At 71.5% G+C, this 15520-nt stretch carries 14 protein-coding genes; 8 read left to right on the top strand and 6 right to left on the bottom strand.

All coding sequences use genetic code 11. The features are described from left to right. The first annotated feature begins 111 nt into the window (after nt 1-111). On the top strand, nt 112-837 hold the full coding sequence (locus HD593_RS35635) for a VOC family protein (RefSeq protein WP_185106318.1): 726 nt from the start codon (nt 112-114) through the stop codon (nt 835-837). Between the two features lie 279 nt (nt 838-1116). Here HD593_RS35635 and HD593_RS35630 read toward each other — a convergent pair whose 3' ends face one another. Next, complete coding sequence (locus tag HD593_RS35630; RefSeq protein WP_185106317.1) at nt 1117-2691, bottom strand: ABC-F family ATP-binding cassette domain-containing protein; 1575 nt, start codon at nt 2689-2691, stop codon at nt 1117-1119. A gap of 121 nt (nt 2692-2812) precedes the next feature. Between HD593_RS35630 and HD593_RS62215 the strand changes: the two genes are divergently transcribed. The 4 genes from HD593_RS62215 to HD593_RS35605 all read left to right on the top strand — a co-directional run bounded on the left by HD593_RS62215 (nt 2813) and on the right by HD593_RS35605 (nt 8346). Then, a complete protein-coding gene (locus tag HD593_RS62215) occupies nt 2813-3859 on the top strand; it encodes a TetR/AcrR family transcriptional regulator (RefSeq protein ID WP_312903941.1) in 1047 nt (348 codons plus the stop codon). 101 nt (nt 3860-3960) lie between these two features. Next, the gene (locus HD593_RS35615; protein ID WP_185106316.1) at nt 3961-4566 is read left to right on the top strand and encodes a response regulator transcription factor; all 606 of its coding nucleotides are present in this window, start codon (nt 3961-3963) and stop codon (nt 4564-4566) included. A gap of 300 nt (nt 4567-4866) precedes the next feature. Next, nucleotides 4867-6807: a sensor histidine kinase gene (locus tag HD593_RS35610; protein WP_185106315.1), complete on the top strand. Its 1941-nt coding sequence runs from the start codon at nt 4867-4869 to the stop codon at nt 6805-6807. Between the two features lie 78 nt (nt 6808-6885). Beyond that, nucleotides 6886-8346 (top strand): multicopper oxidase family protein, encoded by a 1461-nt coding sequence (locus HD593_RS35605; protein WP_185106314.1) that lies wholly within the window; start codon nt 6886-6888, stop codon nt 8344-8346. A 13-nt stretch (nt 8347-8359) separates the two neighbouring features. Here HD593_RS35605 and HD593_RS35600 read toward each other — a convergent pair whose 3' ends face one another. After that, nucleotides 8360-8908, bottom strand: coding sequence for a hypothetical protein (locus HD593_RS35600; protein ID WP_185106313.1), 549 nt, complete (start codon nt 8906-8908; stop codon nt 8360-8362). 103 nt (nt 8909-9011) lie between these two features. Then, entirely contained in the window at nt 9012-9713 is a 702-nt protein-coding gene (locus HD593_RS35595; RefSeq protein ID WP_185106312.1) for a DUF2470 domain-containing protein, read from the bottom strand. Between the two features lie 72 nt (nt 9714-9785). Here HD593_RS35595 and rpsD point away from each other — a divergent pair, with 72 nt between their 5' ends. Beyond that, nucleotides 9786-10400, top strand: a complete 615-nt coding sequence (gene rpsD, locus HD593_RS35590; protein WP_185112332.1) for a 30S ribosomal protein S4 — start codon at nt 9786-9788, stop codon at nt 10398-10400. A 30-nt stretch (nt 10401-10430) separates the two neighbouring features. Here rpsD and HD593_RS35585 read toward each other — a convergent pair whose 3' ends face one another. After that, on the bottom strand, nt 10431-11291 hold the full coding sequence (locus tag HD593_RS35585; RefSeq protein WP_185106311.1) for an ion transporter: 861 nt from the start codon (nt 11289-11291) through the stop codon (nt 10431-10433). 89 nt (nt 11292-11380) lie between these two features. Between HD593_RS35585 and HD593_RS35580 the strand changes: the two genes are divergently transcribed. Next, complete coding sequence (locus HD593_RS35580) at nt 11381-11692, top strand: DUF4190 domain-containing protein (protein ID WP_185106310.1); 312 nt, start codon at nt 11381-11383, stop codon at nt 11690-11692. A gap of 34 nt (nt 11693-11726) precedes the next feature. On the opposite strand, the gene HD593_RS35575 is transcribed toward HD593_RS35580, so the two are convergent. Both HD593_RS35575 and HD593_RS63730 read right to left on the bottom strand, forming a co-directional pair. Next, complete coding sequence (locus tag HD593_RS35575) at nt 11727-13085, bottom strand: S8 family peptidase (RefSeq protein WP_185106309.1); 1359 nt, start codon at nt 13083-13085, stop codon at nt 11727-11729. Between the two features lie 144 nt (nt 13086-13229). Beyond that, entirely contained in the window at nt 13230-13364 is a 135-nt protein-coding gene (locus HD593_RS63730) for a hypothetical protein (RefSeq protein WP_281402492.1), read from the bottom strand. Between HD593_RS63730 and HD593_RS35570 the strand changes: the two genes are divergently transcribed. Beyond that, entirely contained in the window at nt 13363-15312 is a 1950-nt protein-coding gene (locus HD593_RS35570; protein ID WP_246546882.1) for a spermine/spermidine synthase domain-containing protein, read from the top strand. The two genes, HD593_RS63730 and HD593_RS35570, sit on opposite strands and share 2 nt — an antisense overlap. The last annotated feature ends 208 nt before the right edge of the window (nt 15313-15520 follow it).

Genomic DNA, 15520 nt, shown 5'->3' with positions numbered 1-15520 from the left:
CGCCGGGAATAACCGGTAGAGGATCACCAGAGGGCATGCCAGCATGACCCGTGGCATGCCCGGATTTTTCCGGCATCGAAGGCTTCCACTAGATCGGAGGTGCGGAGCGACGTGACCTCTCGTCTCATCGCGCTCTGCTTCGACGCGCACGACCCGACCGGTCTCGCGCGATTCTGGTCCGGCGTCCTGAACTGGGAGACCGCCGACGACCCCAGGGGCGGCATCACGCTCCTGCCGAACGATGACACCGGCTTCCGGCTGCGCTTCCTGCCCTCGCGGGAGCAGAAGGTCGGCCAGAACCAGATGCACTTCGACCTGACGAGCACGTCCCTGGAGAACCAGCGGGAGACGGTGGCCAGGGCGCTCGAGCTCGGCGGCCGCCACCTCGACATCGGTCAGGGGCCGGACGAGGAGCACGTCGTGCTCGCGGACCCCGAGGGCAACGAGTTCTGCGTCATCGAGCCGGGCAACAAGTTCCTCGCCGACTGCGGGTTCATCGGGGCGCTCGCGTCCGACGGCTCGCAGCAGGCCGGCTACTTCTGGAGCGCCGCGCTGGGCTGGCCCCTGGTCTGGGACCAGAACGAGGAGACCGCCATCCGCTCACCGCACGGCGGCCCGAAGATCACCTGGGGTGGCCCGCCGCTGGAGCCAAAAACCGGCAAGTACCGGCTGCACTTCGACCTCGCCCCGCCGGCCGGCGGCGATCAGCAGGCGGAGGTCGACCGGCTCATCTCCCTCGGGGCGGCGCCCATCGACATCGGCCAGGGCGACGAGGCCGACTGGGTCGTCATGGTCGACCCCGACGGCCACGAGTTCTGCGTCCTGCCATCTGCCTGACCGATCGCGCTGCTACCGGTCTGATAGATCGCGCTGCGATCGGCCTGATCGATCGCGCTGCCATCTGCCGGATCGATCGACGGCGCTCAGCCCTCACCGATCGCGGCCAGCTCTTGCGCCATGGCGGGGCGGGGAGCCGGCTTCCTGATCGCTTGACGGGCGCTCACCCTCCCGCACCGCAAGGTCGCAGCTCTTGCACAGAGGATGACACCTCCGGCGCCTGCTGCGAGGCGCGTTGATCCGCACCTCGTGCTCCGCCGGCTCGCGGACGGTCCGGCGTCAGAGGTCCCAGCGCGGTGTGTCGCTCTCCCGGACCAGCCCGTCCGCGCCGAAGATCAGATACCGGTCCAGGTCGTCGGCGAACCAGCGGTCGTGGGTCACGGTCAGCACCGTGCCCTCGAAGCCGCCGAGCCCGGCCTGCAGGGCTTCGGCGCTGGCCAGGTCCAGGTTGTCCGTCGGCTCGTCGAGGAGCAGCAGCGTCGCGCCCGACAGCTCCAGCAGCAGGATCTGCAGCCGCGCCTGCTGCCCGCCCGACAGCGTCTCGAACGGCTGGCCGCCCGCCGGCGCCAGCTCGTAGCGGGCCAGTGCCGCCATCGCCTCGTTGCGGGTCAGCGCGTGCTCGTGCATGACCACCTCGGCTGCGGGGCGGCCGAGCAGGTCCGGGCGCAGGTGGGTCTGGGCGAAGTGGCCGGGGGAGACGCGGGCTCCCAGGCGGGCGACGCCGGTGTGCGCGATCGGCTCGCCCGCCAGCAGGCGCAGGAAGTGGGACTTGCCGGTGCCGTTCATGCCGAGCACGCCGACGCGTTCGCCGTACCAGATCTCGGTGGAGAACGGGCGCAGCAGGCCCGTCAGCTCCAGTTCCTCGCAGACGATCGCCCGCTTGCCGGTGCGGCCGCCGCGCAGCCGGATGCGGACGTTCTGCTCCTTGGGCGCGCGCTGGGGCGGCCCCGCCCGCTCGAAGCGGTCCAGCCGCGTCACCGCCGACTGGTACGCCCCCGCCAGCGCGTCGTTCCCGGCCGAGCGTTGCCGCAGCACGTGGACGAGCCGCCGCAGCCTGGCCCGCTCCTCCTCCCAGCGCTGCCGCAGCTCCTCCAGCCGCTCCTTGCGCCGCCTGCGGGCCTCGGCGTAACCGGCGAACCCGCCGCCGTGCACCCACACGCCGCGCCCCTCGACCGTGATGATGCGATCGGCGGCCTCGGCCAGCAGCCGCCGGTCGTGCGAGACGAGCAGCACCGTCTTGCCCGAGCTCCTGATCGCCCGCTCCAGCCACTGTTTGCCCCGAACGTCCAGGAAGTTGTCGGGCTCGTCGAGCAGCAGCACCTCGTCCGGCCCGCGCAGCAGCGCCTCCAGCATGAGCCGCTTCTGCTCGCCGCCGGACAGCGTGGCCAGGCTCCGGTCCTTGATCTCCTCGTACGGGAGCCCGAGTGCCTCGGTGGCGCACACGTCCCACACCAGCTCCAGCTCGTAACCGCCGGCGTCGGCGTAGTCGGCGATGGCCTGGGCGTAGGCGAGCTGCCGCTCCTCGTCGTCGTGCGCTGCGATCGCCGCCTCGGCCCGCTCCAGCGCCGCCCATGCCCGCCCGGTCTGCGGCGGCGCCACGCTCAGCAGCAGATCCCGTACGGTGCCCTCGCCGAGGAACTGCCGCATGACGCCGACCCCGCCCGTGGCGGCCACCCGCCCCTCGTCCGGTGCCACCTCGCCCGCGATGAGCCGCAGCAACGTGCTCTTACCCGCACCGTTCGGCCCGACCAGCGCCGCCTTGGCGCCATCGCCGACCTTGAAGGACACCTCCAGCAACAAGGGACGTCCATCGGGCAGCAGGTACGTCACTCCGCTCACGTCGACATGCCCCATCCCCTGACCCTCTTCCCTCGCTGGTCCGGTGCTCGACTGTCCGGATCGTCGATCCGGCACTGGACCGATGTTCCATTCACTAGACCATTGATCCGGTCGTCGTACAACGTATTATCCCGGGGTGGACAACGTGTGGTCGCGCAGTCAGAAGTCCCCGAGACAGACGCTGACGCTGGAGCGGATCGTGGCGGAGGCGGTGGCGCTGCTGGATGAGGAGGGCGTGGGGCGGCTGACCATGCGTCGCCTCGCCGAGCGGCTCGACACCGGCTCGACCACGCTCTACTGGCACGTCAAGACCAAGGACGACGTGCTGGATCTGGCCATGGACGAGGTCTTCCGCGAGGTGCGGCTGGACGACCTCGCCGGACCGGCGGGCGGGGTGTCAGTGCTGGGTGGCGACGGTGCCGACAGCGCCGCGCCGAGCGACGGCGGGGGCGTGGGCAGAGGTGCGCCGGGCGGCGGTGGCGTGGGCAGAGCTGCGCCGGGCGGCGGTGGCGTGGGCGGTGCGCCGAGTGAGAGAGGCATGGCCGGCGGTGTGCCGCGCGGTGGCGCCGCAGGGGAGGCTGCGTTGAGCGGTGGTGGACGTGGCGGCACTGCTGGGGCGAGTGGCGCTGGGGGTGCAGGCGCTGGTGCGGCGAATGAGGCCATGGGCGCCGACGCTCCGGCGGTGAGTGGCCGTGATGGCGGTGCCGGCGTGGTGAGGGGCGGCGGGGGCGATGCTGGGGCTGCTGCGGTGAGGGGTGGCGGGGGCGATGTCGGGGCTGGTGCGGTGAGCCGTCCGGGTGATTGGCGGGGGCCGGTGCGGGGGTTGATGCGGCGCTGGCGGGCGGCGTTGCTGCGGCATCCCTGGTCGGCGACGCTGCTCGATCGCCCGCTTATGGGCCCCAACGCGCTGCGGCGCACCGAGTTCCTGTACGAGACGCTGACCGCCGCCGGGTTCGCCGCGCCGAAGACGGCCGCCTTCAGCCTCTCGAACTACGTGATGGGTTCGGTGATCATGCAGGTGACCTGGGAGCGGAGTGGGGGCACCGACACCGGTGCGTTCCTGCGCGAGCGTGCCGACCGTTATCCGGCGCTGGCCGAGCACGGGCTGGAGCACGACTGGGACGCCACGTTCGACGAAGGGCTCGGCTACCTCCTGGAGGGGATGGCCGCCTCCCGTGCCTGAGGCGGGCCGCCCCTCGCGTGAATCTTTCATGATCCACAATGAAGATCTCACGAGATGGTAGAAATGGGGCGAAAGTAGGGCCTTGAGGCTAGGAGCGAGGAATGATCCGGGTTCTGCTCGCCGAGGACATGCACCTCGTCCGCGGCGCGCTGGTCGCGCTGCTCGACCTCGAACCCGACATCAAGGTCGTCGCCGAGGCGGCGACCGGTGACGAGATCGTCCCCAAGGCGCTGGAACACGAGCCCGACGTGGCGGTGCTCGACGTCGAGCTGCCCGGCGTCGACGGGCTCACTGCCGCGGCCGAGCTGCGCAGGCGGTTACCTGGCTGCCGGGTGCTGATCGTGACCGGTTACGGCCGGCCCGGCAACGTGCGCAGGGCGTTCGCGGCGCAGGCGGCCGGGTTCATGGTGAAGGACGCCCCGCCCGGTCAGCTCGCCGACGCGATCAGGAGGGTCGCGGCGGGGGAGCGGGTGGTCGATCCGCAGCTCGCCGTGGCGGCGCTGGAGGCGGTCGAGAGCCCGCTCAAGCCGCGCGAGCTGGAGGTGCTCAGGCGGTTCGCCGAAGGTGAGGACGTGGAGCAGATCGCGCAGGCCCTGTTCCTGTCCGCGGGCACCATCCGCAACTACCTCACCCAGATCGTCACCACGCTGCACGCCCGCAACCGGCTGCACGCCGTGCGGATCGCCCAGGACGCCGGGTGGCTCTGAGCCCGACGTCCAGCTCGGGATTCCGGGTGGTGGCTCTGAGCCCGACGTCCAGCTTGGGATCCCGGGTGGTGGCCCTGGACTGGCCCAGCTCAGGATTCCGGGCGGTGGTGGCGATGAGCCGGTCCAGCTCATGGCACCGCGTGGTGGCTCTGGGTCCGCCCAGCGCAGCGCCCCTGGTTCGTCCGGCTCAGGGCGACGGATGGCGCCGGATTCGTCCGGCTCAGAATGGCGGATGGTGGCGGGTTCGTCCGGCTCAGAACGGCGGATGGCGCTGAGCCCGCCCAGCCCCCAGGACGCCGGATGGCGCTGAGCTCGCTCGGCGCGGCTCGCCCAGGCGAGCTGAGCCCGGTCCGTCTGGTGCTCGCGTTCATCGCCGTGACCGGCCTCCTGCGGGTGAGCTTCTACTTCACCGTGCAGGAGTTCGACCCGCTGACCGTGGCCTGCGTGGCCGTGGTCGCCGCGCTCCAGATTCCGATCTCGCTGCCGGGCCGCAGGCGGCTGTCCCTCGCGCTCCTCCCCGTGCAGGCCGCGGTGAACTACCTCCCGCTGCTCGCCGACCCCGAGAGCTGGGAGGTGGGCGGTTCGGGGTTCGTCGCGGCCTCGGCCCTGCTCGTGGTGAGCGGCCCTCCCGCGTGGCTGATCCTCGGCCTGGTCGCGGCCCTGGAGTGCGCCGTCGCGCTCGCCCACGACCGCCTCCCGTACCTGGTCTACTACGCGATCATCGCCCCGATCAACGTCGGCCTGATGCTGTACGGCATCAGCAGCCTCGCCGTCCTGCTGGACCAGGTGAGCCGGGAACGGTCCGAGCTGGCCGCCAGGGCGGGGGCGGTCGAGCGGCTGCGGCTGTGGGGGCGGATCCACGACCTCGTCGTACGGAACGTCGCCGCCGTCGACCGCCTCACCCGGGAGGCGCGGGAGGCGTCCAGCAGGGGCGACGCGGCGGCGGTGCGAGCGGCGGTGGGGACGGCGGTGACCCTCGCGCGGGAGGCGCTGGGCCGGGTACGGTCCCTGCCGCCCGCCGACGAGACGATCGAGGTCCCGCCCCGCGAGGACGACGGCCGCCTCCTGCGCCTGGCCACGCCGATCCTCCTCATCACCCACGTGCTGTTCATCGGGCAGGCGGTCTTCTACTTCGTCGCGGACGCGGAGCGCGGCCCCGGCTTCACGCACGCCGGCTACCTGGTGCTCTTCCCGTTGACGTTCGCCCTGCAGTTCTGGCATCTGGCCGCGCTGCGGTCGGGCGTCCGGCGCAGGACGCTGGCCTGGACCCTGACCGCGCACGCGCTCGCCATCTACGCGCCGCTGGCACTGGGCGAGGGCTCGGGGCTGCTCGCTTCGGGGTTCTTCGCGGGGGTTCTCCTGCTGTACCTGCCGTGGCGGGTGGCGTGGCCGCTCTGCGTGGTGATGAGCGGCGTCGCGGCGGCCGAGGAGGCGCTCTCCCTGGGACCGGTGGCTGCTCTCTATCCGTTCTTCAGCGTCCTGAACACCGCCCTGGCGGTGTACGGCCTCACCCGGCTGGTGGAGCTCGTCGGCGAGCTCAGCCGCACCCGGGCCGAGCTCGTCGAGGTGGCGGCCCTGCGCGAACGGCTCAAGGTGGGCAGGGACGTCCACGACCTGCTCGGCCGGGGCCTCACCACGATCGTCCTGCACGCGGAGCTGGCGCTGCGGCTGCTCGGCACCGATCCCGGCCAGGCAGGCGGCCGGTCCGGACGGCAACGCACCGATGCGGACGCGCAGCTCGAACGCCTGGCCGGAGCGGCGCGCGCGGCACTCTCGGACAGCGTGCGGCTGAACGCTCCCGGCCTGCCCCTGTCCCTGGAGGCGGAGATCGGCTCCGCCGGGGCCGTGCTGGAGCAGGCGGGCGTGCGGGTACGCATCGACGCGGCACCCGTGACCGGGACGGCAGGGCCGGTGCTCGCGGTGGTGTTGCGCGAGGCGGTCACGAACGTGCTCAAACACGGCACCCCGGCCGAGTGCACCATCGAGCTCGCCGTGGCGGACGGCCAGGTACGGCTCCGCGTCACCAACGACGGGGCCACGGCGAGCCAGGAGGTACGGCTTCGTGTGACCAACGACGGGGCCTCGGACGGGCAGGAGCCGGCGTACGGCTCGGGCCTGCGGAACCTGCGCGCCCGCGTGGCCGCCATCGGCGGCGAGCTGGCCACCACCCGGACCGGCGACCGCTTCGAGCTGCTCGCCCGCGCCCCGGTCGATCATGAGGATCTCACGATCACGAGGTGAGCCCGGCGACTGTGCCGGGGAGCCGCCGGTGCCGCACAGTGGGTCCGCCACACCCACACGAAAGATCATCCGGGGATCATGAACCGTCGACAGTTCCTCGCCATCGCCGCGCTCTCCGGCCTGGCCTCCACCACCGCCTGCGGTCCGGGCGAGCGGCCCGCAACGGCCGATCCGGCCGCCTTCCGTACGGAGCTGCGGGTGCCACCGCTCCTGAAACCCGAGGTGGACCGGAACGGGACGCGGCACTTCGCCCTGACGATGCAGCGGGGCCGCAGCGAGCTCCTGCCGGGCAGGCCGGTCGAGACCTGGGGGTTCAACGGCCCGTACCTCGGCCCCACGATCCGGGCGGCCCGCGGCGACCGGGTGCGCATGACGGTCACCAACCGGCTGGCCGAGGCGAGCACCGTGCACTGGCACGGCATGCGGCTGCCCGCGAAGATGGACGGCGGCCCGCACCAGCTGATCGAGCCGGGCGGCACGTGGAGCCCGCACTGGACGATCGACCAGCCCGCCGCCACGTCCTGGTACCACCCGCACCCGCACGGCCAGACGGCCAGGCACGTCTACCGCGGCCTGGCCGGCCTGTTCATCGTCGACGACGGGGACACGCCGGGCCTGCCCTCGGCGTACGGGATCGACGACGTGCCCCTCATCCTTCAGGACAAGGAGTTCGCCGAGGACGGCTCGCCGGCCGGCGACGTGCTGAGCGGCACCTTCGGCCTCCTCGGCGATCACGTGCTGGTCAACGGCGTGCACGCGCCGTTGATGAACGTGCGCGCCGAGCGGGTGCGCTTCCGGGTGCTCAACGGCTCGAACGCCCGCAGGTACCACCTCACGTTCGCCGACGGGCGCCGGTTCCACGTCGTCGGCGGCGACGCCGGCCTGCTGCCCGCGCCGGTCGAGGTGGAGCGGGTCTCGCTCTCACCGGGGGAGCGCGCGGAGGTCGTGGTCGCGTTCGCGCCCGGCGAGCAGGTGTTCCTGCGCACGGTCTCAGGCGGCGACGACCTCGACGAGGGCGACTTCGACCTGCTGAAGCTGGTCGCGGCGGAGCGGCTCACCCCCTCGCCCGGCCTGCCGGCCCGCCTGGCCGCGCCGGAGACGATCGCCGTCCCCGCGAACGCCAGGGTCCGCCGGTTCCGCCTGAACGGGCACGACGCCATCAACGGCAAGGAGATGGACCTGTCCAGGATCGACGAGGTGGTCCCGGCCGGCGCCACCGAGATCTGGGAGATCGAGAACACCGTGTACGCCCACAACTTCCACATCCACGAGGTGGCGTTCCAGGTGCTCGACGTGGACGGGGAGAAGCCGGCGGCGTACGCGAGCGGCCACAAGGACACCGTCTACGTGCCGCCGAAGAGCACCGTGCGGCTCGCGGTGCGGTTCGGCGGCTTCACGGACCCGGCCACGCCGTACATGTACCACTGCCACATCCTGCGGCACGAGGACTCCGGCATGATGGGCCAGTTCGTGATCGTCGAGCCTGGCACCGAGAGCCAGGTGTCGCGCACGATCGCCACCGCTCACCTGTCGCACTGACGGGCCGTGCGGCTCACCCCTTCGGGCCTCGCGTCTTGTGCGGATTCCTCGTGTGGCCTGGGGGCGTGCGGCCGGTCGTGGTGGGTGCCGGGGAGGCGGGCGCGGTGGTCGCCGGGCGCGTGGCGGTGGGCGTCGCGGACCGGCTCGGGACGGGGGTGCGCGAGCGGGTGACGCTGCTCGCCGGCGACGGCGCGGCCGTCCTGGTCCTGGTGCGGACGGGCGCCGGCGTGGAGCTGCGCACCGCCGGCGCGGTCGTGGCGAGGGGCCGGGCGCTGATCGGCCCAGGCGACTGCTCCGGCTCGGGCTCCGGTTCCTCGTCGGTGCCGGTGTCGGTGTCGGTGCCGGTGTCGGTTTCGGGGCCGGATGCGGAACGCGACCCGGGGGCGGGCTCCGGGCCGCCCGCGTCGACCCGGCTGCCGTTGAACGCGCCGCCGATGAAGACCACCGTGCAGGCGAGCAGCAACGTCCCGCACAGGACGCCGATGATCGTCACCATCCGCCTGCGCCGCCCGCTGGGGTCGGCGGGCTCCGCCGCGCCGGTCTTCCGTCGTGCCTCACTCACGGTCAGAGATCGTAGGGACTGCGGCGCCCGCGTCCGGCAGAAGACGGAATTTGCCGGACGAAATGTGATCAACCGCGCTGTCAGCTCGCTCCACAGCGGCGTGTCAGCAGGTGCACAGCAGCCCTCGCAGTGCCGTCTCCAGGCACAGGCCGGAACGCGCGGGCGTGGGCCAGGGGAAGCGCACCAGCGACTCGTCCACCCGCACCGTGGCCCCGAACCGGTCCAGCTCCCACAGCCACACGTCCGCGGCGGGCTCCCCGAGCTGCTGGGTGACCCCGGCGGTGAGCTGGGCCCGGTGGGAGGAGTTGACGTGGGCGAGCACCCGCTCCGCCGTCTCGGTGAGCGGATCGGGTGCCGCCCCCAGGTAGTCGTCGGCGTCCAGCACGCCCGACTCCTGCCCGGTCAGGTAGACCACCTGCCCCACGTCCAGCCGCAGCAACCGGGGCGCGTCGGGCTGCCCGAAGCGCTCCAGCGCGTCGAACAGGGCCTCGTCCGCGGTGTGCTCGGCCACCGCCACGGCCGCCGAGCGCGCCTCGGCCTCCGGTACGGCCTCCGCCCAGCCCTGCACCTCGATCAGCCCGCGCGGGTGGGTGACGGTGCCCAGTTGCCGCATCGCCGTCAGGTTCACCGCGACGACCGCGTCCGCGCGCAGCCCGTGCAGGGTCTCGCCGGGCCGGACGAGCAGGATGGGGCGGCCGCGCTCGTCCACGCCGCCGCGCGCGGGGGAGGGGGCGCCGTCAACGGAGAGCTTGGCGACGTCGGCCGTCGCGGCGAGGGTGCGGACCCGTTCGGGGATCGGCAGCATGGCGCCTCCTTGAGCAAAAGTGGTAGGTTAGGCTTGCCTAAGTAAGGATTACCTAATCACATCGAGGTGAACGTGCGCTACACCGGCCCGAAGGTGCGACTGTCGCGTCGCGCGGGCGTCCCGCTGACCAGGAAAGCCGTCCGCTACTTCGAACAGCGCCCCTACCCGCCGGGCGAGCACGGCCGCAAGACGAACCGCCGCAACACCGGCGACTACGGCCTGCGTCTGATGGAGAAGCAGAAGCTGCGCTGGTACTACGACGTGTCGGAGCGGCAGCTGCGCCGCTACTGGGACCTCGCCGTGCGCAAGTCGGGCGCCTCCGGCGCCGAGCTGGTCACGATCCTCGAGACCCGCCTGGCCTCGCTGGTGCTGCGGGCCGGCCTGGCGCCGTCGATCTACGCGGCCCGCCAGTACATCAGCCACGGGCACATCGCCGTGGACGGCCGCAAGGTGGACATCCCGAGCTACCTGGTCAAGCCGGGCCAGGTCATCTCGGTGCGGGAGCGCTCGCGCCAGATGCAGCCGTTCGTGGCTGCCGCGGAGGGCATCCACGCCGACGACCGCACGGCCGCGTACCTGTCGGTCGAGCTGCCGGAGCTGCGCTTCACGCTGGTCAGCCGGCCGCAGCGCGAGCAGATCGCCATCCCGGTGGACGAGCAGCTCGTGGTGGAGTTCTACTCCCGCTAACGTCGGCCGGGCCGGGCCCGGGGGCAGCGATCACGCGGACCGTGACCGCTTCCCCCGGGCCTTCTTCATACCGGGGGAGGGGGCCGGCTCGCGCAGGCCGCGCAGCTCGGCGACCTCCTTGCGCAGCTCGGCCAGCTCGTTGAGGATCTGCTGGGTGTGGGCCCTGGTGTCCTCCATGATGTGCGCGGAGGTGTCCTCCAGGGCCGCCCGCTCCTCGGCGTTCTCCTCGTCCATCGCGCTCACCACGACCGCCAGGAAGAGGTTGAGCACGACAAACGTGCACACGAGGATGAAGATGGTGAAGAAGATCCACGCCGTCGGGTGCCGGCTCATCACCTCCCTGGCGATGTTGCCCCAGTCGTCGCCCGTCATCGTCTGGTAGAGCGTGAACAGCGAGGTCGGCAGGCTGCCGAAGCGGTCGGGCGCGGTCTGCCCGTACAACTTCGTGGCCATGACGGCGGCCACGTACAGCACCAGCGACAGCAGCACCACGATCGAGCTCATCCCCGGCATCGCGCGCAGCAGCGCCGAGACCACGCGGCGCAGGCTCGGCACCACCGACAGCAGCCGCAGCACGCGCAGGATGCGCAGGGCGCGCAGCACCGACAGGCCGCCGTTGGTGGAGGCGAAGGCGACGGCGACGATGAGGGTGTCGAAGAGGTTCCACGGGTCGCGGGCGAAGGCGGCCCGCTCGGCGTAGAGCTTGGCGGCCAGCTCGGCGGTGAAGATGTAGAGCGCCACGTGGTCGACGACGGTCAGGAGTGTGCCGTACTCCGCGACGACGGCGGGGAAGGTCTCCAGGCCGAGGGTGGCGGCGTTGATCAGGATGACGCCGATGATGAACCGCTGGAAGTGGCGGTGGGCGAGCAGGGCGCGGGTGCGTTCACGCACGGGGGCAGGACTCCTCGGGGGTGGATCATGTGCCCTGCCATGATGACGCATGATGATCAAGTAGGAGACTGTGGTATAAAAGCCCGACCATGTCCTATCCCGAGTACGGCCCCGGCGGTTACGGGCCGCCGCCGCGCAGCCATCCCAATGGCACGGTCATCCTCGTGCTGGGCATCGTGAGCCTGGTGGCCTGCATGCTGACCGGCCCCTTCGCCTGGTCGATGGGCAACAGGGCACTGCGCGAGATCGACGAGAGCGGCTACTTCTACGAGAACCGCGGCATGGTCCAGGCGGGGCGCATCTGCGGCATCATCGGCACCGTGCTGCTGATCATCACCTTCAGCTTCGTGGCCCTCGGCGTGACCCTGGGCATCATCGGCGCCGCCATGGAGGGCTCCTGAGGGGCCGGGCCCCGGCCCCTCGGAGCGAAGGCCGTCAGGCCCCGTTCCTGAACCGCTTCTGGAGCGCGGCGATGATCCCCGCAGGGTCCACGGTGCCGTAACCGTAGTCGTAGTCGAACCCGACCTCGCTGCGGTCCTCGGCGGTCCTGCGCAGCAGCGCGCGGAGCTGGGCCGGCGACAGCCTGCTCGCGGGCCAGCGGGAGCGCACCGCCGCCACGAGCCCCGCCGCGACCGGGGCCGCCGCCGAGGTGCCCGAATCGGGCCGGCCGGCGCCGAACGCCTTGGAGCCCAGGAAGTGCGTGTACGCGCAGACGTCCGGCTTGCGGGCGGTCAGCCGCCCGGGCCCCTGCGAGGAGTACCCCACCCGCTCGCCGTTGACGTCGATGCCGCCCACCGACAGCACCTTGGGATGCGAGTTGGCGCCCACGATCGGCCGGCCGGAGTAGGCGCAGCGCCCGTCCGGGCAGTCGCGCCCGCAGTTGCCGGCCGCGAACAGGACGTCGGCGCCGGCCTTGTCGAGCGCGGCCACCATCAGGTTGAACGGGTGCGCCGCGTTGTCGGAGTAGTTGCCCGGATGCCCCACGGGAAAGTCCCACTCGGGGGAGAACGACCCCCACGAGTTGTTCACCACCAGCGCCCGCGACTCGGCGGGCTGGGCGTCGAGCACGGTACGCAGGTGCGCGAAGGCGGCCACCGCGTCCGACAGCAGCCCGTCCAGCGCCGAGCCGCCCGGCCGGGTGGACAGCAGCACGGGCAGGTCGATCAGCGTGGCCTGCGGGGCGGCGATGAGGGCGTCGAACGCGCACATCGTGCCGTGGTCGACCTCGAACTCGCCCGGCCTGCCGGACACGCCCGAAGGGCTCCAGCACCGCTCGGCGTCCAGGGTGACGCCCCTGCCGAGCTGCCTGGCCGTGTGCGCCGCGTTGATCCCGGTGTCCAGCACGGCCACCGTCACGCCGTCGCCGTCGAGCCCTTCGGCGTGCAGCCCGGGCACGTTCAGCAGCCGCTCGACGTCGTGCCAGTCGCCGGACGGCGGGTCGCCCCCGCACACCGGGGTGGACTCGATGACGGGGTCGGCGAAGACACCCACCACGTCCGGCCTGAGCGCGGGCAGCAGCGCGACCCTGGCGGTCAGCTCGTCGTCCGAGATCGTGCCGCGCACCAGCACCGAGGCGTCCTCCGCGGCGAGGGAGAAGTCCAGCGGCTGGCTGAGCGAGAGCGGATCGCCGTCCGCCGCGGGCACCGGGCGCGGCACGGCCACGGGCGTGAACGCGGGGTCGAGCTCGACGCCCGGCAGCCCGTCGGCGACGTCGGCCGTGGTGGCGGTCTGGCCGGGGTCCACGACCGCGGCGACCAGATCGGGGGAGGGACGGAGCTGGATCAGGATCCGCATGTGTCACCACCGAGACGTTTGTGGAGGGAAACGAACCTCCCAACATTCCTTCATCGGCAGGCGGCTCGTCCAGCGGATCTGAGGTGTTTTGACCTGCGGAAACTCCCTAAGTGGGGCGAAGCGGACGACATTTGTTCTGGGACGTCAGACTTCCTTGTTTTCGGTCTGTTCACTACGGTGAGGCGTTATGACGCTCCAGGCGCAAAAGCCGGTCGACGGCGGCGAAAAAGCCCACTGGTTGGCGGTGCGGCCGAGGCTCGTCCTCGCCAGTGCCTTCATGCTCTTCCTTGAGCTGGCACTGATCCGGTGGACCGGGTCCAACATCGTCCATCTCAGTTATTTCACCAATTTCGTGCTGCTCGGCTCCTTCCTTGGCATCGGGCTCGGTTTCCTGCGCGTGGGGCGCTCGCAGCGGCAGCCGTACTACTCGCCCATCGTCCTGGCCGTCCTGACCATCGTCGTGCTGACCTTCCCCGTCACCGTCGACCGCAATACCGAGGGCGTCCTGTACTGGACGAGTCTGTCCACCAACGGTCCGCCCGCGTGGGCGATCCTGCCGGTGATCTTCTGTGCCGCCGCGGTCGTGCTCATGGGCCCCGCCGAGCTGGTCGGGCGGTGCTTTCCCGAGCTGCCGCGCCTGGAGGCCTACCGGTACGACCTGATCGGCAGCCTCACCGGCATCGCCGCGTTCACCGCGCTGTCGTTCCTCAGCGCGCCGCCGGTGTTCTGGGGGCTCATCGCGGCCATCTGCTACGGCCTGCTGCTCGTGCCGAAGCCGCGGGTGCTCTACGTGGGGCTCGTGACCGTGCCCTCCCTGGTCGTGGTCGGGCTGCTGCTGGCCGAGACGCTCACCGCCGGGGCGATCTGGTCGCCGTACTACAAGGTCACCACCAAGCAGCTCGTGCAGGTCGGCATTCCCGTCACCGACATCGCGGTCAACGGCATCCCGCACCAGCAGGCCGTGCCCGCCCATGCCCGCCTGCAGTGGGAGGCCCAGTACGGCCTGCCGTACGAGCGGGCGAGCAAGCAGCCCAGGGACGTGCTCATCGTCGGCGCGGGCAGCGGCACCGACGTGGCGATCGCGCTGTCCAAGGGCGCCACCCGCGTCGACGCCGTCGAGATCGACCCGAAGCTGCGCGAGCTGGGCGGCTCCGTCCACCCTGACAAGCCCTACCAGGACCCGCGCGTCACCACCCACGTCACCGACGGCCGCGCCTTCCTGGAGCGCACCGGCGACAAGTACGACCTCATCCTGTTCGCCCTGCCCGACTCGCTCACCCTCGTCTCCGGCGCCAGCTCGCTGCGCCTGGAGAGCTACCTGTTCACCGAGGAGGCCATGCGGGCGGCCCGCGCCCACCTCAAGCCGGGCGGCACCTTCTCGATGTACAACTACTACCGCGAGAGCTGGCTGGTCGACCGCCTGGCCTCCACCATGCAGCTCGCCTTCGGGCACAAGCCCTGCGTGGACGTGGTCAGCACCGCCGGGCAGCAGGCCGTCATCACCGCCGGCCTGGCCGCCGCCGACCAGCGCTGCGCCGCCGAGTGGCCCGGTGCCGCCCCCGGCACCCCCGAGCCCGCCGGCGACGACCGGCCCTTCCTCTACCTGAAGGAGGGCACGATCCCGCCGATCTACGTCATCACGCTCGGCCTGATCCTCATCGTCAGCCTGCTGGCCGTGCGCGTCGTGGCGGGCCCGTACCGGCGGATGCGCCCGTACGCGGATCTGTTCCTGCTGGGCGTGGGCTTCATGCTGCTGGAGACCAAGAGCGTGACCGGGTTCGCGCTGCTGTTCGGCACCACGTGGGTGGTCAACGCGATCGTCTTCGCCGGCGTGCTCGTCGCGGTGCTCGCCGCCGTCGAGGTGACCCGCCGCTTCCGCACCCCGCCGCTGCCGGTCATGTACGGCGTGCTGTTCGCGGGCCTGCTGCTGGCCTGGCTCGTACCGAACGAATGGCTGCTGGCGCTCCCGGTCCCGCTGCGCGCGGTGGCCGCCGTGACGGTGGCATTCCTGCCGATCTTCGCCGCGAACGTGGTGTTCGCCAAGCGTTTCGCCGAGACGGCCGACGCGACCACCTCCTTCGGCGCGAATCTGCTGGGCGCCATGGTGGGCGGCTGCCTGGAGTACGTCGCGCTGGTGATCGGCTACAAGGGTCTGCTCATCGTGGCGGCCCTGCTGTACGTCGGCGCCCTGGCCCTGCTGCCCAGGAAGAACTCCGCCCTGGCGTGACCGCTCCGGAAATGCCGAAGAGCATTTCCGAAATAGTCTCCGTAATGCCTTGACCGATGGTCAGATGAACTGTTTCCGGCATGGGTTGATTTGTCGGAGACGGCGAGGTGAGCTAGAGATACCAGCCATGCCTTGATCGCGATGATCGTTTGTCTGAGAAAAGCGAAAATGCATCTTCCCGAAACGGAGGTAGGAGATCGGGGGTGAC

This window comes from Nonomuraea rubra (genome assembly GCF_014207985.1).
GTDB classification, from domain to species: Bacteria; Actinomycetota; Actinomycetes; order Streptosporangiales; family Streptosporangiaceae; genus Nonomuraea; species Nonomuraea rubra.
This window is presented reverse-complemented; position numbering and strand designations above follow the sequence as displayed.